This is a genomic window from Streptomyces sp. NBC_01808 (assembly GCF_035917395.1).
Taxonomy (GTDB): Bacteria; Actinomycetota; Actinomycetes; order Streptomycetales; family Streptomycetaceae; genus Streptomyces.
Window position 1 is genome coordinate 2295168 of sequence record NZ_CP109072.1, and the last position, 16796, is coordinate 2311963.

The following is a 16796-nucleotide window of genomic DNA, read 5'->3' on the forward strand; positions in this document are numbered from 1 at the left end:
TAATTTGCTTGACTCAACTAAGTATCACATGCTTGCGTAAGTCAAGTAATCCACTTCCCGTCGCAGGAGTCCACCCCGATGACAGACACCGCCACCACGGTGGCCGAGGACGGCCGCGCCGACCGGCCGGACCAGTCCTCAGGACCCGGCCTGACGCTGCTCGCGCTGGCGTCCGCCGGGCTCGTCGTATCGCTGCAGCAGACGCTGGTGCTGCCCCTGCTCCCCCAGCTCATGCAGACGTTCGACATCTCGGTCGCCGCCGTCTCGTGGGTCTTCACCGCGACCCTGCTCGCCGGGGCGGTCGCCACGCCGCTGCTCTCCCGCTTCGGCGACATGTACGGCAAGAAGAAGATGATCTCGGTGACGATGGGCCTGCTCGTCGCCGGCTCCGTCATCTGCGCGATAGCCGACTCGCTCGCCCTGCTCATCGTCGGCCGCGCGCTCCAGGGCACCGCCGCGGCCGTCATCCCCCTGGCCATCGGGATGATCCGCGACTCCTACCCGCGCGAGAGGGTCACGACCGCCATCGGCGTCGTCAGCGCCACCCTCGGCGTCGGCGGCGCCGTGGGCATGCTCGTCACCGGTCTCATCGCCGACAACACCGACTCCCACCACCCGGTCTTCTGGATCGCCGCCGCCATGGCCGCCGTGGGACTGCTCTTCGTGCTGTTCTGCACCCGCGACTCCGGCCGCCGCGCCGGCGGGCGCCCCGACCTGATCGGCGCCGCCCTGCTCGGCGGCTGGCTGGTCAGCCTGCTGATCGGCATCAGCCAGGGCAACTCGTGGGGCTGGACGGACGCCCGCATCCTCGGCCTGTTCGCCGCCGCGGTCGTGCTGTGCGCGGTCTGGGTAGCCGTCGAGCTGAGGATGCGCGAGCCGCTCGTACGGCTGCAGATCCTCGTCGGCCCCAAGTCGCTCTCGGCCAACCTCGCCTCGCTGCTCCTCGGCTTCTCGATGTTCGCCGCCTTCACCCTGATCTCGAACTTCATCCAGACCCCCGAGGCGGAGGTCGGCTACGGGCTCACCGGCTCGGTGCTCGACGTCGGCCTGTACATGCTGCCGAGCACCCTCTCCATGCTGGTCTTCTCGGCGCTCTCCGGCCGCATCGAGGCCCGGATCGGCGCCGCCTGGACCCTCGCCACCGGCTCGGTCATCGCGGGCGTCGCGTACGTCTGGCTCGCGCTCATGCACGACTCCGCACTCGACGTCATGATCTTCAGCGGCATCCAGGGCCTCGGCATCGGCATCGCCTACGCGGCCCTCGGCACGCTCGCCGTCCAGCACGTACCCATGGACCAGAGCGGCATCGCCAGCGGCATCAACTCCCTCGTGCGCACCGCCGGCGGCAGCATCGCCAGCGCCGCCACCGCGGCCGTGCTGGCGGCGCAGGTCATCGACAGCACCGAGGTACCGACCGTCGACGCGTACGTCCTGTGCTTCGTCATCGCCGGCGTCGCGGCCGGCGGGGCGGCGGCCATCGCCGCGGTGCACGGGCTGCGGCACGGCCGCAAGTAGCGCGTACGGGCCGGGGCGCCCGTTCCGTACGGCACCCGGGGCGAATCCCCGCCGCCCGGGCGGTGGCGGGGGTTCCGTTTCGCGGTCTGCCTGGTGGGCGGCAGTAGACTCGCCGCTGTGGCGGACACCCAGTACGAAGACCTGTTGCGAACCGTGCTCACCTCCGGGACGGCCAAGGCCGACCGGACGGGCACCGGCACCCGGAGTGTCTTCGGACACCAACTGCGCTACGACCTCGCGCAGGGCTTCCCGCTGATCACCACCAAGAGGGTGCATCTGAAGTCCATCGTGTACGAGCTGCTGTGGTTCCTGCGCGGCGACTCCAACGTCGGCTGGCTCCAGGAGCACGGCGTCAGCATCTGGGACGAATGGGCGGGACCGGACGGCGAACTGGGCCCCGTCTACGGCGTCCAGTGGCGCTCCTGGCCCACGCCGGACGGCAGGCACGTCGACCAGATCAGCGACGTGCTCGACACCCTCCGCCGCAACCCCGACTCGCGCCGCATGATCGTCTCCGCCTGGAACGTCGCCGAGCTGGAGAACATGGCGCTGCCGCCGTGCCACGCCTTCTTCCAGTTCTACGTCGCCGAGGGCAAGCTCTCCTGCCAGCTCTACCAGCGCAGCGCGGACCTCTTCCTCGGCGTCCCGTTCAACATCGCCAGCTACGCGCTGCTCACGCACATGGTGGCGCAGCAGACCGGCCTCGAACCCGGCGAGTTCATCTGGACCGGCGGCGACTGCCACATCTACGACAACCACGTCGAGCAGGTCACGGAGCAGCTCTCGCGCACCCCGTACGAGTTCCCGGAGCTGCGGCTGCGCCGGGCAGACTCGCTCTTCGACTACGCCTACGCGGACGTCGAGATGCTCGGCTACCGGCACCACCCGGCCATCAAGGCCCCGGTCGCGGTGTGAACGTAGGGCTCATCTGGGCGCAGGCGCGCGACGGCGTGATCGGCGCGGACAACGGCATTCCGTGGCGCCTTCCCGAGGACATGGCGCACTTCAAGGCGACCACCCTCGGCCACCCGGTGGTGATGGGGCGCAGGACCTGGGACTCGCTGCCACCGCGGTTCCGCCCGCTGCCGGGCAGGCGCAACGTCGTGGTGACGCGCGACCCCCGGTGGACGGCGGAGGGCGCGGTCGGCGCCGGGTCCGTCGACGGGGCGCTGGAACTGGCCGCGGGTTCGCCGGCCGCCACGATGGTGTGGGTGATCGGCGGCGGGGAGGTCTACCGGGCCGCGCTGGGGCACGCCACGACGCTCTCGGTGACGGAGGTCGACACGGCGGTGGCGGGCGGCGACACGTACGCGCCGGTGCCGGGCCCGGAGTGGCGGGTCGCCGAGGACGGCGGCTGGCAGCTCAGCGGGTCGGGACTGCGGTACCGCATCCGTACGTTCACGAGGTAACACCGGGACGCGCTGCCGCAGCGCACCGGAACCGCGTACGGAACGCCCGAAACCGCGCACCTGAAGCGCTGACCGGAACCGAGCACCCGTACCGCACTGCGTACCGCGTACCGCGTACCGCGTACCGCGTACCGCGTACCGCGTACCGCACCGGATTACTCACCGGAAGCGCGCCATCAAACCCCGCACTCCCGCCCAAGGGTAGGGGCCTACTCTGACATCGCACGCTGTCCACGCCTCTCGGGGCGCAACGCCGCCGCGGGCGCCGGGGCAATGTCACAGGGCGCGGCTACCCTTGGGCGGGGGTGCGGGAAGGGATGGTGCGGGTGCGGGTCAGTCGGTCTTCTGCCAGGCGCCGACGCCGAGTTCGCCCGTCGTGCCGAGGTCCAGTTCCGGCGTCACCGTCACCGGTGCGGCGTCGGGCTTCGCCCACACCCGTACGTACGGGACGTTGACCGCCTCGCCCGCCTCGACCGTGTTGCGCCACACCAACTGGCTCGACGCCCGCTCCCCCGGCTGCAGCGCCAGCGGGCGGGGCGGGGCGTCCGCGCCGGTGCCGGAGGCGATGGCGGCGCCGCCGCGGCGGATGCGTACGCCGGTGACCTCCGCGTGCTCCTCGTCGAGGAGTTGCAGGCGCGGATAGCCCTCCAGCCGGTGTACCTCGGTGCCGCAGTTCTCCAGGTACAGCCCGACGACCCGCAGGCCCATCGCGGCGTTGCCCTCGTCCGCGTACAGCCGCACCCCCGTCGGCGGGCACGGACCGCCCATCGAGGGCGCCTCGTCCGCCGGGACACTGCGCACCTCGCCGATCTGCACCTGGGCCACGCGCCCGGCCGACATCGCGTCGGTGACGTCCGCCTGGTCAGGCACCGTGCGGCCGGCCGGGACCGACTCCACGATCTTCTCCGGGTACGACAGCACCTCGCCGGAGGCGGTACGGACCTCGAAGGCGACGGTGTACGTCATCGCCTCCGACCCGCGGTTGGCGATCTCGAACTCCACCCGCACCGGCTCCGCGCTCTCCGGGTTCGTGTGGACGCGGGTGAGGGTCACGCCGTCGACCTCCACCGGGGTCGGGTCGCCCGGCGCGGTCGGGGCCCCGGCGTCCACGGCCCCGTCCGCCGGTTCGGTGCCGCAGCCGGCGAGCAGCAGTACGGCGGCGAGACCGAGGGCGAGGAGGCCGACATGACGTCTGCGGAACGGCCGGGTGGCACGGGTGGCGGGGCGCATCCGCTCAGTTGACCAGGGCGGATGCGCCGCGGCCGTGACGGGGGTCACTCCGTCTGACACAGCACGGTCACAGTTCCGCGCCGCGCACCAACGGACGCTTAACCGCGGGCCCCCGCTCACCCCACCGGTACGCGCGCCAGCCGCAGTTCGTGCGCCCCGTCCGGGCGCGCGGACTCGAAGTAGATGTGCCACATGCCCTCGGCCACCACCGCGTCGACGTAGCGCACCGAGCCCGTGCCGTACGGGACGGTCGCCCACGGCCCCTCGGTGCTGAGCCGGTGCCAGGTGCGCAGGTCGTACGAGAGCGCGAGGCCGCAGTTCTCCTCGTAGTTCTGCTCGTGGGAGGCGATGCCGTCGTAGAAGCCGAGCCAGCCGGCGCCGGGGCCGAGCGGGACGGCGGAGTTGAGCCGGGTCTGGTAGGCGTCCCAGCCGCTGCCGGTGGGCATGACCTCGCCCTGCCAGGCGAAGGTCGCGCCGCAGTCGAGGGAGAGGGCGAGACCCGTGGGGTGGGTGGTGACACCGGTGTTGAAGACGTCGGCGGTGGCGTGCGCGCGGTCGGCGTCGGCGGCGGCGATCCCGGCGGCCGCGTAGCTCGCGAAGAGGTAGGTCACCGGGCCGTGCCGGAGCGTGTACGGGTCCTTGACGCCCTCGGTGCCGGTGCCGGCGGCGGTGAGCGCGGGGCGGGCCCCGGCGAGGTCGAAGGCGTCGGGTGCGGCGGCGTCGACGACGTCGATGCGCCAGCGGGAGTCGGCGGGGTCGACGTAGCTGAGGTAGAGCTGATAGCCGCCCGGGGTGGGCAGCAGGCTGAAGCGCTCCATCGAGTCGGTGCCCAACTGCCGGCTCTCCACGCTCCACACGTCGGTGAAGTCCACCCCGTCCTCGCTCACGGCGATCGCGCACCGCCAGCCGCGCTCACCGCCGGGGTGCCCCCGCGGCCGCCGTCGCCGGTACGTCATCAGCCACCGCCCCTGCTCGGGCTCGTACAGCACCCCGGGACAGCCGGTCCAGTACCCGGCTTCGGGGGCCTCGGGCTCCATGACGACCTCCGCCTGCGCGGGGTCGAAGGCGGGCAGGGGCGCGCTGATGCGGTGGGTCGGCATGCTGATCAGCCTAGGAGCCCGGCGGCCGGGGGCGTAGGCCGCGCGACGTGACGAGCAGGTGAACTCGCACGTGGGCGGGGTGGGTCGGGGCGAGGCCGGTCGGGTCGGGGGACCGCCGAAGCCGGCGGCCGGTCAGGGGGCGTGCCAGGTGAGGCTGTAGCGGCGCAGGACGTGGCGGCGGTAGCGCACGCCGGGGAGCAGGCGGCGGGCCTCGGCGCGGACCTCGCCGTAGCTCATGTGCGGGCTGATGCACGGCATGCCGGTCGGGAAGGAGGCCCGCCGCAGCACCTTCGCGGCGCGTACGACGGGCGCGGCGGCGATCATGACCGCCCAGTCGCCGACGCTCGCCTCGCGGGCGAGGCCGACGACCACGAGGACGCCGCCGGGGCGCAGCAGTTCGCGCATGCGGGCGAGGGCGGCCGTGAAGTCCATCTGGTGCACGGCGGAGACCGAGCAGATGAAGTCGTAGCCGGCGGCGGGCAGGTCGACGGTGAGGAAGTCGCCCGCGACGAAGTCGATCCCGGGCCGGTCCGCGGCCTGTTCGCGGGCGCTGGCGATCATCTCCGGGGAGTTGTCGACGCCGGTCACGCGCTCCGCCCGCGCGGCGAGTTCGCGTGCGAGGAGGCCGTCGCCGCAGCCGACGTCGAGCGCCTCGCGGCAGCCCTCGGGGACCGCGCGCAGGATGCCCGGGTGGTGGGAGCGGGCGTCGGGGTGGGCGATCTCGTAGGTGAACGGCCCAACGTGGGTTGTGGAGCATTGGGCCCCCCACCTCGGAGCCCGGCCACGTCCCCGGCGGAACCGGCTCCGGCCGCAGCGGCGATCACACGCGACAACCCGCGCCCGCCGACACCCGGAACCCACCCACCCGGGGAAGCGACGCCCAACTCCCCGCCCCACGACGTGCATCAGCCCGGCGACGGTGCGGCGGACCCTGTCCGTAGCGCTACAGGGGAGGAATTGGGCCGTAACTCGCGGTAACACCCCTGGATCCGGCCCGAATCGGCCCCCTGGTGCCGACTTTCGCCCACCCAGACGCACCCACCTGGCCAGCCGCCCCCCAGACCGATCGGAACGCACGCGGCCGGGATGAACTCGCGGTAACCCACCCCGAAAACCAGCCCAAAAACGCCCACCGGGCCCGACTTTCGCCCACCTGGGCGCGCCAGCGCCCACTCAGGCCGCCTGGAGTGAGCGCCACTGCGGCAAACTCACGGCAACCAGTCGGCGAAACCAACCTGAATCACCCTGTTCTTCGCCGGCGCGCACCGCTTCCTGCTGGAGCTGACCGACATCGCCGACGTCCGCGTCGTGATCCTGCGGATGTCCCGGGTCTCGACGATCGACGCCACCGGCGCGCTCGTCCTCAAGGACGCGGTGGAGGCCCTCGACCGCCGCGGCATCGTCGTCATGACCTCCGGCATCCGCCACGAGCACCGCCGGGCGCTCGACTCCGTGGGCGCGCTGGTTCTGCTACGGGCCGAGGGCCGCGAGTACGCCACGACCCCCGACGCCGTCGCCGCCGCCCGCCGCCACCTCCACGGCACCGGCATCCTCCCCGCCCCGCGCCCCGCCCCGCCCCCTGCGCCGCCGCCCTCGTCGAGGAGCCGAACCGCCAGCGCGGCGTGTCCCCCCGGAGCAGACCTCCGGCGTCCGCGTTACTCCCCCCGCACGCGGCCGGCCCAGCGGGGAGGGCCGCGACCGTCAACGACCCGCGGCCCCACGGCCCCGGGCGGCAGCCGGCCCGGTCCGCCGCCCGCGGACCGGGCCGGTGTGCGAAGCCCGGGTCAGGAGCTCCAGTCCTGCGGCACCTGCTTGGTGGTCACGTTGAGCCGGTTGAACAGGTTGGTCACGGCGATCGTCAGCACGATGGCCGCGAGGCCCTTCTCGTCGTAGTGCTTGGCGGCCTCGTCCCAGATGACGTCGGGCACCGGGTCGCTGCGGTCGGCCATCCGCGTCGTGGCCTCCGTCAGCGCCAGCGCGGCGCGCTCCTCGTCGGTGAAATACGGCGCGTCCCGCCAGGCGGCGACGCTGGCGAGCCGCTCGTCGGTCTCGCCGCTCTTGCGGGCGTTACGGGCGCCGGAGTCGACACACGAGCTGCACCCGTTGATCTGGCTGGCGCGCAGGTGCACCAGGTCGAGCGTGGTTTTCGGTACCCCGCCGGAAAAGGCGGCCTTGTAAATGTCCCCGACGGGCTGCATGGCATCGAGAATCATGGCCGGATTCTGCATTCGCGGTTGCATGGAATCGCACTCCTCATGGAAATTGCGTGCCGCCGGATTCCGACGTGCACACTGCTACGACGTCTGCCGGCGGGCGGGTGTGACACCGGCCCGCCGCGCGGCCGCACCGGCAAGGAGGATGATGGTGGCCATGTACGAGAGCGAACTGCTGGCCGGCAGGTTCGAGGAGAAGCGCCCGCGGCTCCAGGCCGTGGCCCACCGCATGCTCGGTTCCGCGGAGGAGGCCGAGGACGCGGTGCAGGAGGCGTGGATCAGGCTGCAGCGCGCCGACGTGGCGGCCGTCGAGAACCTCGACGCCTGGCTCACCACCGTCGTCGGCCGCGTCTGCCTGGACATCCTGCGGGCCCGTACCCGGCGCGAGGAACTGTTCGAGGAGCTGCTCGACCAGCACGCCGACCCCCAGCCCGCCGCCCCGGCCGACGAGGCCGCCGACCCGGAGCAGGCGGCGATGCTCGCCGACTCGGTGGGCAGGGCGCTGCTGGTCGTGCTGGACACGCTGGAGCCGGACGAGCGGCTGGCCTTCGTGCTGCACGACATGTTCGCCGTGCCGTTCTCCGACATCGCCGCGGTCATCGAGCGCAGCCCGGCGGCCACGCGGCAGCTCGCCAGCCGGGCCCGCCGCCGCGTCCGGGGCGCCTCGCCGCTGCCCGACCTGCGGCGTCAGCACAAGGTCGTGAGCGCGTTCCTCACCGCCGCCCGCAACGGCGAGTTCGACCGGCTGCTGGCGCTGCTCGCGCCGGACGTCGCGATGCGGGCCGACGCCACCGCGGTGAGCATCGGCGCGGCGCAGGCCACCCACGGGGCGCAGGGGGTGGCGAGGATCTTCTCCGGCGGCGCTCAGGGGGCGCGGCTCGCGCTGGTCGACGGGGCCGTGGGCGCCGTGTGGCAGGCGAAGGCACGCACGATCGTGGCGTTCGGCTTCACCCTGGAGGACGGCAGGATCACGGCGATCGAGCTGGTGGGCGAGCCGGGTCGGCTGGAGGAGCTGGACATCGCGGTGCTGGAGTAGCCGGGTCCGGCACCGTGCGGGCCGGGAGGTCGTGTACGGCCGTCGCGGGGGCCGCCGAGGACGCGTACGGCAGTCGCGAGGCCGAGGGCGCCGCCGGGCGGGAGAGAATCGCCCGGCGGCGCCCCGTCGGCCACGGCTGACGGGCTACGCCCGTTCCGTCACGCCTATTCGGCTCCGCCCGCGGCGTAGTCGATGCGGTAGATCCCGGCGTTGGTGTTGGTGCTCCCGCGGCCGACGCCGCTGCCCTCGCCGAAGTCGATGACGTAGAGCGAGCCGTCAGGACCGAACTCGGCCTCGAAGGGCTGGATCCAGCTCATGCCCTCGAATACCGGGTCGATCGACTCCAGCTTGCCGTCCGCGTACGAGAACGTCTTGAACCACTTGCGGGTCAGCTCGTAGTTGAACCACTTGCCGTCGTACGCCTCGGGGAACTTCGTCGCGCTGTCGAGGTCCGGGTCGAAGTCGTACGCCGGGCCGCCCATCGGACCGCCGCCGCCGGAGCCGAGCTGCGGGAACTCGGCGGAGGCCGCGTACGAATACCAGACCTGCGCGGGGGTGGCCGGCGGCAACTGCGTCTTGCCCGTGTTGTTCGGCGAATTGTTCACGGGCGCGGCGCAGTCGAACTTCCCGCCGGAGGTGCCGGCGGCGAAGTCATAGTCGCTGAACGGGATGTTGTTGCCGACGCAGTACGGCCAGCCCATGTTGCCGGCCTTGGAGATCAGGTTGTACTCGACGATGCCCGCCGGGCCGCGGTTCTCGTTCGCCGCGCGGGCGTCGGGGCCGTAGTCGCCGACCATCAGCGCGTCGGTCGCGGGGTCGACGGAGATGCGGAAGGGGTTGCGGAAGCCCATCGCGTAGATCTCCGGGCGGGTCTTCTTCTCGCCCTTACGGAAGAGGTTGCCCTGGGGCACGGTGTACGTGCCGCCCTCGGTGGGCTTGATGCGGAGCACCTTGCCGCGCAGGTCGTTGGTGTTGGCGGCGGTGGACTGGGCGTCCCAGGCGTGCCGGCCGGCGCGTTCGTCGGTCGGGCTGAAGCCGTCCGACTCGAACGGGTCGGTGTTGTCGCCGGTGGCGGCGTACAGGTTGCCCTTGCTGTCGAAGGCCAGGGAGCCGCCCATGTGCACGTTGGCGCGGCCCTCGCCGCGCCAGGTGGGGACGGACAGCAGCACCTTCTGCGAGGCGGGGTCGAGCCGGTCGCCCTTGAGGGTGAACCGGGAGATGTTGACCTTCTTCTCGGCCTTGTCGGAGTGCATGACGTACAGCCGGTGGTTCTGCGCGAACGCGGGGTCGAGCGTGAGCCCGATCAGCCCGTCGGACTGGGTGGTGAACTCCAGCGGGTAGTCGAAGTCGTACGCGGTGGTGACCTCCCGCGTCTCCTGGTCGATGATCTTCAGCTCACCGGTGCGCTGCGCGTACAGCACCCGCCCGTCGGGCGTGACGGCCAGCTCGAACGGGTCGGCGAGGCCGGAGTCGACCAGCGCGGTGCGGGTGAACCCGGCCGCGTTCGGTGCGCTCGCGCCGGTGGGCTCGGGCGCGGCCACGGCGGAGGGCGTCGCCACCAGTAAGGCGGGCAGGACGGTGAGCGCGGCGACGAGGGACAGGGGTTTGACCGTGCGGCTCATGGGGCTCCCAACGGTGGAGGCGGTGCGGCGGGACGACGGACCCCGCCTGCTCGTCACTTGCCATAGACCTCGATCACGATGTTCCGGAACGAGACCTCGTCCCCGGTCCCGTGGTTCTGCAACCCGATGTGGCCGGGCCCGAGCCGGCGTTCGGGGACGGTGTCGGTGTAGTCGTTGATCCGCACGCCGTTGAGCTCCACGGTGAGCCGGTTGCCGTCGACGCGCAGGTCGTAGGTGTTCCACTCGCCGGGTGGCCTGAGCGCGGCGTCGCGGGCGGCGATGTCGGGCGACTGGAACCCGTACACCGCGCCGGTGGTGCGGTCGGGGGAGTCGGTGGCGTCGATCTGGACCTCGAAGCCGCTGTTGCGGATGGCGGGGTCGTCGCCGGCGGGAAAGCCGAGGTGGACACCGGAGTTGTCGTCGCCGGCCATGCGCCAGTCGAGGGTCAGGTGGTAGCGGGTGCCGAACTCCCGGCCGGAGTACCAGATGAGGCCGAGGCCGCCGTACGAGGTGAGGGCGCCGTCGGCGAGCGTGAACCCGCCGGGCCCGGCCTGGCTCCAGCCTTCGGTGCCGGTGCCGTCGAAGAGGACGAGGCGTTCGGCGGCGGGTGGGGCTTGGGCAGCGGGGGTGGCGGCGGGGGTGGTAGCAGCGGGTACGGGGGCGGGGGCGGCGGCGAGGAGGCAGCCGGCGGCGGCTGCGACGAGGGCGGCCCGGAGGGGGATGCGGCGGTGGGGGGTGGGCACAGTGATTCTCCTGAGATCGCGAAGAAAGCGCTTTCTGACTGTGCTCTGTCAACGTAAGCCTCATGCCGCCCGGGGTCAACGCCCCGGTACGTACGGGAAGTCGAGGCCCGCGACGAGGCGGGCGGCCGCTCCGCCCCCGCAGTCAGTCCGCCAGCAGCGCGGGCAGGTCGCGCATGTCGTCGAACACGACCGTGCCCGGCCCCGTCAGCCGCGCGGCCGGCGTGAGCCCGCCGCAGTAGCCGAAGGCCCGCATCCCCGCGGCCCGGGCCGCCCGCACCCCGTAGGCGCTGTCCTCGACCACCGCGCAGCGGTCGGGCGGCACACCCATGGCGCGGGCGGCGTGCCGGAAGAGGTCGGGAGCGGGCTTGCCGCGCGGGACGTCGGCCGCGCTGAATATGCGGTTCTCGAAATGGCGGAGGAGACCGGTGGTCGTCAGGCTGCGCCGGATGGCGGCGTGGTCACCGTTCGACGCGACGCAGAAGCCCGTGGTGAGTCCGTCGAGGACTTCCGGAATGCCGTCGACCGCGGTCAGTTGTTCTTCGAGCGCCGCCTGGTAAAGGTGGTCGTATTGCCGGTGCCAGCCCTTTTCCAGCCGCCGTCCGAGCCGTTCCTCGACCACCGCCGTGTAGACCTCGATGGACGAGCCCACGAACAGCTCGGCCATTTCGGCTTCGGTGAAGGTGCATCCCAGGTCGGCCATGACGACCGCGTCGACCTTGATGCATATCCGCTCGCTGTCCACGAGCACGCCGTCGCAGTCGAAGATCACCAGTTCCACAGGGCTTTGCCTCATGCACAGCAGCGTAGAGCGGTCACACACCGGGCAGAATTACCCATAAGCTCGGAATATCCCGCGGCCGACGCCAAGCGCAGCCGCGAGGTCGTCTCCGCCTTCCTCCTGGCCTCCCGCGGCGGTGACTTCGAAGCCCTCCTCGGCGTCCTCGACCCCGATGTCGTCCTGCGCGCCGACACCCCCGCGGTACGGCTCGGCGCCCCCGAGGAGGCGTTCGGCTCGGTGGCCGCGGGCCGGTTCCCGTTCGGCCGCGCGGGCGGCGCGAAGCTCGCGCTGGTCGACGGCGCGGTGGGCGCCGTCTGGATCCGCGACGGCCGCCCGCTGGTGGTGTTCAGGTTCGGCATCGTGGGCGGCCTGATCACGAGCATCGGCCTCACCGCGGAAAGGAGCCGGATCGAGGAGCTGAAGCTGGAAGTCCTCACCTGAGCCCCGCCAGGTCAGAGGGCGTCGCGCAGCACCGCGGCCAGATGTTCCCGGGCGATACGGCCGGACTCGGGATGGCCGACGATCCAGTCGACGGTCACGGTGATGACACCGTCGACGTTCGCCACGACGACGTCCCCGCTGCGCCGAAACCGCGGGACGTGCTCACGAATCCGCTGCCGCTGCGGCGCATCCAGCGCGGCGCACGCGGTGATGTCGAGGATGAGGACGGTGTAGAAGCCGCCCAGGGTGGGATCGGCCCGGCCGACCGCGGGATCGGCGGGAAGCTCCCAGCGCAACTCGTCCTCGGGGATGAGGATCGACGCATCGACACGAAGCCCGTCCACCATCCCCCCATGCTCACACACCCCGCCGACGGGGGCTCCACCGACCGCAGAAGGGAAGGCACCGATGCAGATCAGAGCAGCCCGGCCGGACGAAGCGGGAGAGCTGAGCGAGTTGGCCCTGCGCTCCAAGGGTCACTGGGGGTACGACGAGGACTTCCTCGCCCGGTGCCGCGCTGAGCTGACGCTGGCCCCGGGCGACATCGAACGGCGCCGCACCTCGGTGGCGGAGCACCGGGGCCGGATCCTCGGCTTCGTCACCGTCCAGGGCGACCCGCCGGACGGGGAGCTGGGCATGCTCTTCGTCGACCCCCCGGCCATCGGAACCGGCGTCGGCCGGCGGCTCTTCCAGCACGCGGTCGCGGTCGCCGAAGCCCTCGGCTTCACCCGTCTGGAGATCGGATCCGAGCCCTACGCCGAACCGTTCTACCGCGCCATGGGAGCCACCCGGATCGGCACGATCCCCTCGGGCACCTTTCCCGGCCGGACCCTCCCCCGGATGAGCATCGCCACCACACCCGCCCGTCCCCGAGCCACCAACCGCCGGCACGCGGACTCCTGATCACAGGATGTGCCAACGGAGTTCGCTGTCCCCACGCCGTACGCCTTCGATCCGGCGCTTGACCTCCTCCAGACTGCCCGGTGTGTGCCGTACCTTCCGGGCGTTGGTGGTGATCATGCGAAGCTCGCGGATCCGAGCCAGTGTGCCGTACCCCGGCCACCGCACCACATCCCAGCCGTAGGCGTCCGCGAACCGCTCGTAGTGGCGGCGCCCATGGCCGAATCTGCGGCAATGTATCTCAACGGTCACCAGGTCCCATTCCGGCTGCCCGACGGTCACCGTGTCCCAGTCGCACAGGACCGCTCCCGTCGGGGTGTGCAAGGCGTTTCGGTGCTGCGGGTCGCCTTGAAGGATGCCTGGCTGTCGGTCGAATCGAACGTCCCGGAGTTCGGATTCGAGCCGATCGGCGCAGCCAGACAGATAGTCCACCGTCGACACCGGAAGATGCGCGATCGCCGAGATCGAGCGGCGAATGGCACGCAGGTTGTCATGCGTCGGGAGAGTCAGCGACGGAGTGAGTGCGTGAAGTGCGTTGAGAGGGGCGGCAAGTTGGACGGCCGCGACCGGATCGGGTGGCTGGGGGAGATAGGTCCAGAACGTCACCGCATGCTGGTCGACGACCACGGGCTGATCAACGGGCAGGAGGGAGACGGTCGGGAATCCGACGCTCATGAGCCAGCGAACGAACGCCACGGTGCGCGCCACGTCACCGACCCGTGTCCCGCGCCTCGCGATCTTCACCACCACCGGTTCCCTGGCCAGCAGCACGACCGCGTTCGTATGCCCACGTAGCAGACGGGCGCTGGAACCGTCGAGGCCGACCACCGCGCATGCCCGCTCCAGAACGTGCTGCCTCTCCGACTCGGTGAAGCCACCCGCGATCGGCACCGCCGCTGTCATGACTCCAAGGTCGCCCACCGCGGCCCCCGTTGTCACCTCGCCCCCGGAGTCAGCGCGAGGATCTCCCGCAGTTCACGTACCGGCCGGCTGCTGCGTGTCGGGGACGGTAGCACTCTGATGACCTCGCGGGCCCGCGCTCGCAAGATCGGTGTCCGGTGAGCGGGAAGGATCGCCAGGATCGCGGAACCCGCCAGCTCGCAGGCGTCGGCCGGGCACTGGTCGACGGCGGCGCAGATTGCCGTTTCCAGTTGGAGCAGTGCGGGATCGATACCCGTTCTGGTCGGGTAGAGGTCCCGGGCCCGCGCCTGCACCCGCCGGGCCTGCCGCGTGTCGCCGAGCGCGGTCAGTGTCCCGCTCCGGTACAGCAGAAACCGTCGCTCGGGAAAGGAGAAGGCGTCATCGCCGTTGTCTTCCGACGCACACCGTTCGAACAGATCGGTCGCGTTGCGGAGCGCACACCGCGCCCCTTGGCCATCGCCCAGCTTTGCCAGTGCACGAGCCTCCGCGGCTGTGGCGAACGCGGCGGTGACTGAGGGGCGGCCACGGGTCATCATCCTGGCCTCGCGGGTAAGAGCGACCGCGGCTTCGAGAGGACCGTAGTAGAACGGCAGCATCGCTGCTTGTGCCCTGACTCTCGCGCGCAACTCCACGTTTCCGCTGTCTTCTGCGGCAGCACGTGCGGTCCCGTACCACGCCTGTGATCTGGCGAGGTCGCCGAGCTTCATCAGGGCGTCGGCGGTCAACGTCGAAAGGATCGCCGTAAGTTCTGACAGCCGGACCTGAACCGCGGCCGGCTGCCGGTCCCCGGCCAGGTCCTCGACGTCCGCGAGGAGGCCGAGAAGTGTCTCCATCATGGGAGCCGGAGGCGTGTACACGTACTGCTGGCGGGCCCAGAGAATCCGCTCGTCAAGCAGATCGAGCTGGGCGGGACTGATGCTGGCGGCAGCCAGAGTCCGGTCGACTGCGCGCCGGACCGCATCAAGCCGCAGCCCGAAGGATCCACCGGCGAAGGTGCCGGCGGGCACAAGTGCCTGCCTTGACGCCGTACTTGTGAAGCCGATCTCTTCCGGCGTGGCCGCGTAGAAGGAGCACAGCAGACCCAGGGTCACGGGTCTTGGATGATTCCTGCCCGTCTCCCAATATCCCAGTTGGATCGGGTCCGGCTTCGGAGCGGCCTCTCCGTGTCCCGCTGCCAGGTTGCGTAGCTTCTCTGCGGCGCTCTTGAGGGTGAACCCTCGTGCCAGGCGGTGGGCGCGCAGCAGGGAAACGGAGCAGTGCTGGTGAATCGTCGCGGCGATTTCCTGGCATGTCCGCCCCTCGGCGATTCCTTGCGCACGTAACCGGTGCGCACACGAAGGGCCATGTGCCCGTACCTCTCGATCCATTCGCTTCCTCTCCGGGCCGGAAGATCCGATTGACCGGCGGCATGCCCAGTCTGACAAGGATCTGTTCGCACCTCGGAAACCTGGGACAATTGCTGTGATGCGCCACGCCGATCGCTGGGAACTGTGACGGATGCCAGTTGCCCGCCTCCTGCACCTCCACGAATCTCTCTCGTCTCAGAGGCCCGGGACGGACGGACTGCTCGACTCCCGGGCATCTGCCCCCGGAAAGTCGAGAGCAGCGCAGGGAGTGTCATGGCATCGCAGGAACCGCACTACCAGAACGGCATGCGGGTACCCGCGATCGCTCCGTGGACTGGCGAAGCATCGGTGGCCGCGCGCGTCACGCGCCGATGGCTCCCCTTCCTCGGTGGCGAAGGAATCGGGTACGCGGACGAGCAGCCGATGGACCGTCATCGTGGATTGCTGTGGAAGCGGGTTCCGGAGGCCCCGGGGGAAGGGCGGGCTCAGATCGGACTCGTGCATGGGCCTCGTCAGCGGCAGGCGATGACCGACAAGCTGTGCCAGGTCTGCTTCGCCCCGGCCGCGCCCACGGGTGAGCCGCTGCTGTTCGTGGTCGCCGGGGACGAGCCCATCGCCGCCGGGGAACGCATGTTCCAGCCGCCTGTCCACAAGACCTGCGGCGACGAAGCCGTACGTCACTGTCCACGCCTGCGCAGATCCCACACCGCCGCGCTGGTGGGACGCACGTCGAGCTGGGGTGTCGCCGGGCTTGTCTATAATCCGGCGACGCTCCAACCGGTCCTCAGCACCGCGAAGAGCGGCCTCACCCTGGTCCCATACGGCAACCCCTCCCGGCTGCGCTGGGTCCTGGCGGTGCAGGAGGTCGTCACCGTCCATGACTGCACGCCCGTGACCCTGGGCGAACTCACTCCCGGATAGGGTCTTGCACCCCGGGGAACGGGCGCGTGGCATCCCCCTCGCCGCAAGCAGATGCCCGCGCGGCGCGCCGTAGCGTGGCTCCGGATCGGTTTCCGGCCGGTGCGGTCGGCTTTGACCGGAGGTTTCCGATGCATACCGCGCGTGTCAGGACTGCCGCCTACGTGATCCGCCGTCGTCCGGGTGGGCGGGAGTTGCTCGTGTTCGATCACCGGGACTATCCCGAGGCGGGGACTCAGGTGCCGACCGGGGGTGTGGAGGGCGGGGAACTGCTCGCCGAGGCCGCGTTGCGGGAGATCGCCGAGGAGACCGGGGTGGCGGGGGTGACGTTGGGGGCGGCGCTGGCCGTGCAGCAGAGTCCGCATCCCCATACCGGGCAGCCGCAGGTCACCGTCTACTTCCAGGCCGAGACCGCCGAGACCCGGGACGACTGGATGCACACCGTCGTCAGCGGCGACGAGGACCAGGGGATGGTCTTCCGGTGCTTCTTCGTCCCCCTGGAGCGGGCCGGCGGGCTGCTGGCCGGGGACCAGGGGGAGTTCGTCGGGCTCGTCCGGTAGGCGGCGTCTTCCGTTCGCCTCGCTGACGCCCTCCTCGCCCCTCCGGGGAGGCCGGCGACGTACT

Annotated in this window: 16 protein-coding genes and 3 pseudogenes; 9 read left to right on the forward strand and 10 right to left on the reverse strand. The window is 71.2% G+C overall.

The window, feature by feature from the left end:
- Positions 1–78 precede the first annotated feature (78 nt).
- The 3 genes from OG946_RS09760 (at position 79) to OG946_RS09770 (ending at position 2924) form a co-directional block, all read left to right on the forward strand.
- The gene (locus tag OG946_RS09760; RefSeq protein WP_326795741.1) at positions 79–1515 is read left to right on the forward strand and encodes an MFS transporter; all 1437 of its coding nucleotides are present in this window, start codon (positions 79–81) and stop codon (positions 1513–1515) included.
- A 117-nt stretch (positions 1516–1632) separates the two neighbouring features.
- Positions 1633–2430: a thymidylate synthase gene (locus tag OG946_RS09765; protein WP_326795742.1), complete on the forward strand. Its 798-nt coding sequence runs from the start codon at positions 1633–1635 to the stop codon at positions 2428–2430.
- Positions 2427–2924, forward strand: coding sequence for a dihydrofolate reductase (locus OG946_RS09770; protein ID WP_326795743.1), 498 nt, complete (start codon positions 2427–2429; stop codon positions 2922–2924). Before OG946_RS09765 ends, OG946_RS09770 begins: the two co-directional genes overlap by 4 nt.
- Positions 2925–3257: 333 nt before the next feature.
- On the opposite strand, the gene OG946_RS09775 is transcribed toward OG946_RS09770, so the two are convergent.
- From OG946_RS09775 to OG946_RS09785, 3 genes are all read right to left on the reverse strand, one after another.
- Positions 3258–4034: a DUF4232 domain-containing protein gene (locus tag OG946_RS09775; protein WP_326800196.1), complete on the reverse strand. Its 777-nt coding sequence runs from the start codon at positions 4032–4034 to the stop codon at positions 3258–3260.
- A gap of 236 nt (positions 4035–4270) precedes the next feature.
- Complete coding sequence (locus OG946_RS09780) at positions 4271–5254, reverse strand: hypothetical protein (protein ID WP_326795744.1); 984 nt, start codon at positions 5252–5254, stop codon at positions 4271–4273.
- 132 nt (positions 5255–5386) lie between these two features.
- On the reverse strand, positions 5387–6160 hold the full coding sequence (locus OG946_RS09785) for a class I SAM-dependent methyltransferase (protein WP_326795745.1): 774 nt from the start codon (positions 6158–6160) through the stop codon (positions 5387–5389).
- Between the two features lie 339 nt (positions 6161–6499).
- On the opposite strand from OG946_RS09785, the pseudogene OG946_RS09790 reads away from it, so the two are divergent.
- Positions 6500–6841, forward strand: a pseudogene (locus tag OG946_RS09790) (STAS domain-containing protein); the annotation flags it as partial.
- Between the two features lie 197 nt (positions 6842–7038).
- On the opposite strand, the gene OG946_RS09795 reads toward OG946_RS09790, so the two are convergent.
- Positions 7039–7482 carry a carboxymuconolactone decarboxylase family protein gene (locus OG946_RS09795; RefSeq protein WP_326795746.1) on the reverse strand — a complete coding sequence of 148 codons (444 nt, stop codon included), beginning with the start codon at positions 7480–7482 and terminating at the stop codon, positions 7039–7041.
- 133 nt (positions 7483–7615) lie between these two features.
- Here OG946_RS09795 and OG946_RS09800 point away from each other — a divergent pair, with 133 nt between their 5' ends.
- Entirely contained in the window at positions 7616–8503 is an 888-nt protein-coding gene (locus tag OG946_RS09800) for a sigma-70 family RNA polymerase sigma factor (RefSeq protein ID WP_326795747.1), read from the forward strand.
- A gap of 173 nt (positions 8504–8676) precedes the next feature.
- Here the strand turns inward: OG946_RS09800 and OG946_RS09805 are convergent.
- The 3 genes and pseudogenes from OG946_RS09805 to OG946_RS09815 form a co-directional block, all read right to left on the reverse strand.
- A pseudogene (locus OG946_RS09805) lies at positions 8677–9996 on the reverse strand (PQQ-dependent sugar dehydrogenase); the annotation flags it as partial.
- Between the two features lie 182 nt (positions 9997–10178).
- Positions 10179–10712 (reverse strand): annotated as a pseudogene (locus tag OG946_RS09810) (3-keto-disaccharide hydrolase); the annotation flags it as partial.
- A 298-nt stretch (positions 10713–11010) separates the two neighbouring features.
- Positions 11011–11661, reverse strand: coding sequence for an HAD family hydrolase (locus OG946_RS09815; RefSeq protein WP_326795748.1), 651 nt, complete (start codon positions 11659–11661; stop codon positions 11011–11013).
- Between OG946_RS09815 and OG946_RS09820 the strand changes: the two genes are divergently transcribed.
- The gene (locus OG946_RS09820; protein WP_326795749.1) at positions 11653–12087 is read left to right on the forward strand and encodes a hypothetical protein; all 435 of its coding nucleotides are present in this window, start codon (positions 11653–11655) and stop codon (positions 12085–12087) included. The genes OG946_RS09815 and OG946_RS09820 overlap by 9 nt on opposite strands.
- Before the next feature lie 11 nt (positions 12088–12098).
- On the opposite strand, the gene OG946_RS09825 is transcribed toward OG946_RS09820, so the two are convergent.
- Positions 12099–12434 (reverse strand): hypothetical protein, encoded by a 336-nt coding sequence (locus tag OG946_RS09825; protein WP_326795750.1) that lies wholly within the window; start codon positions 12432–12434, stop codon positions 12099–12101.
- Between the two features lie 61 nt (positions 12435–12495).
- On the opposite strand from OG946_RS09825, the gene OG946_RS09830 reads away from it, so the two are divergent.
- Positions 12496–12990: a GNAT family N-acetyltransferase gene (locus tag OG946_RS09830; protein ID WP_326795751.1), complete on the forward strand. Its 495-nt coding sequence runs from the start codon at positions 12496–12498 to the stop codon at positions 12988–12990.
- Here OG946_RS09830 and OG946_RS09835 read toward each other — a convergent pair whose 3' ends face one another.
- Together OG946_RS09835 and OG946_RS09840 are read right to left on the reverse strand one after the other, a co-directional pair.
- A complete protein-coding gene (locus tag OG946_RS09835; RefSeq protein WP_326795752.1) occupies positions 12991–13890 on the reverse strand; it encodes a phosphotransferase family protein in 900 nt (299 codons plus the stop codon). It lies immediately after the preceding gene.
- Positions 13891–13922: 32 nt separating this feature from the next.
- Positions 13923–14999 (reverse strand): XRE family transcriptional regulator, encoded by a 1077-nt coding sequence (locus tag OG946_RS09840; protein ID WP_326795753.1) that lies wholly within the window; start codon positions 14997–14999, stop codon positions 13923–13925.
- 528 nt (positions 15000–15527) lie between these two features.
- Here OG946_RS09840 and OG946_RS09845 point away from each other — a divergent pair.
- Together OG946_RS09845 and OG946_RS09850 are read left to right on the forward strand one after the other, a co-directional pair.
- Complete coding sequence (locus OG946_RS09845; protein WP_326795754.1) at positions 15528–16175, forward strand: hypothetical protein; 648 nt, start codon at positions 15528–15530, stop codon at positions 16173–16175.
- 128 nt (positions 16176–16303) lie between these two features.
- Positions 16304–16732 (forward strand): NUDIX hydrolase, encoded by a 429-nt coding sequence (locus tag OG946_RS09850; RefSeq protein WP_326795755.1) that lies wholly within the window; start codon positions 16304–16306, stop codon positions 16730–16732.
- Positions 16733–16796 lie beyond the last annotated feature (64 nt).

Excerpts from the sequence above, each read along its gene's own strand:
- OG946_RS09760 (WP_326795741.1), top strand. The coding sequence starts at position 79 with ATGACAGACACCGCCACCACGGTGGCCGAGGACGGCCGCGCCGACCGG.
- OG946_RS09780 (WP_326795744.1), bottom strand. The coding sequence starts at position 5,254 with ATGCCGACCCACCGCATCAGCGCGCCCCTGCCCGCCTTCGACCCCGCG.
- OG946_RS09785 (WP_326795745.1), bottom strand. The coding sequence starts at position 6,160 with ATGCACGTCGTGGGGCGGGGAGTTGGGCGTCGCTTCCCCGGGTGGGTG.
- OG946_RS09795 (WP_326795746.1), bottom strand. The coding sequence starts at position 7,482 with ATGCAGAATCCGGCCATGATTCTCGATGCCATGCAGCCCGTCGGGGAC.
- OG946_RS09800 (WP_326795747.1), top strand. The coding sequence starts at position 7,616 with ATGGTGGCCATGTACGAGAGCGAACTGCTGGCCGGCAGGTTCGAGGAG.
- OG946_RS09815 (WP_326795748.1), bottom strand. The coding sequence starts at position 11,661 with ATGAGGCAAAGCCCTGTGGAACTGGTGATCTTCGACTGCGACGGCGTG.
- OG946_RS09825 (WP_326795750.1), bottom strand. The coding sequence starts at position 12,434 with ATGGTGGACGGGCTTCGTGTCGATGCGTCGATCCTCATCCCCGAGGAC.
- OG946_RS09830 (WP_326795751.1), top strand. The coding sequence starts at position 12,496 with ATGCAGATCAGAGCAGCCCGGCCGGACGAAGCGGGAGAGCTGAGCGAG.
- OG946_RS09835 (WP_326795752.1), bottom strand. The coding sequence starts at position 13,890 with ATGACAGCGGCGGTGCCGATCGCGGGTGGCTTCACCGAGTCGGAGAGG.
- OG946_RS09845 (WP_326795754.1), top strand. The coding sequence starts at position 15,528 with ATGGCATCGCAGGAACCGCACTACCAGAACGGCATGCGGGTACCCGCG.
- OG946_RS09850 (WP_326795755.1), top strand. The coding sequence starts at position 16,304 with ATGCATACCGCGCGTGTCAGGACTGCCGCCTACGTGATCCGCCGTCGT.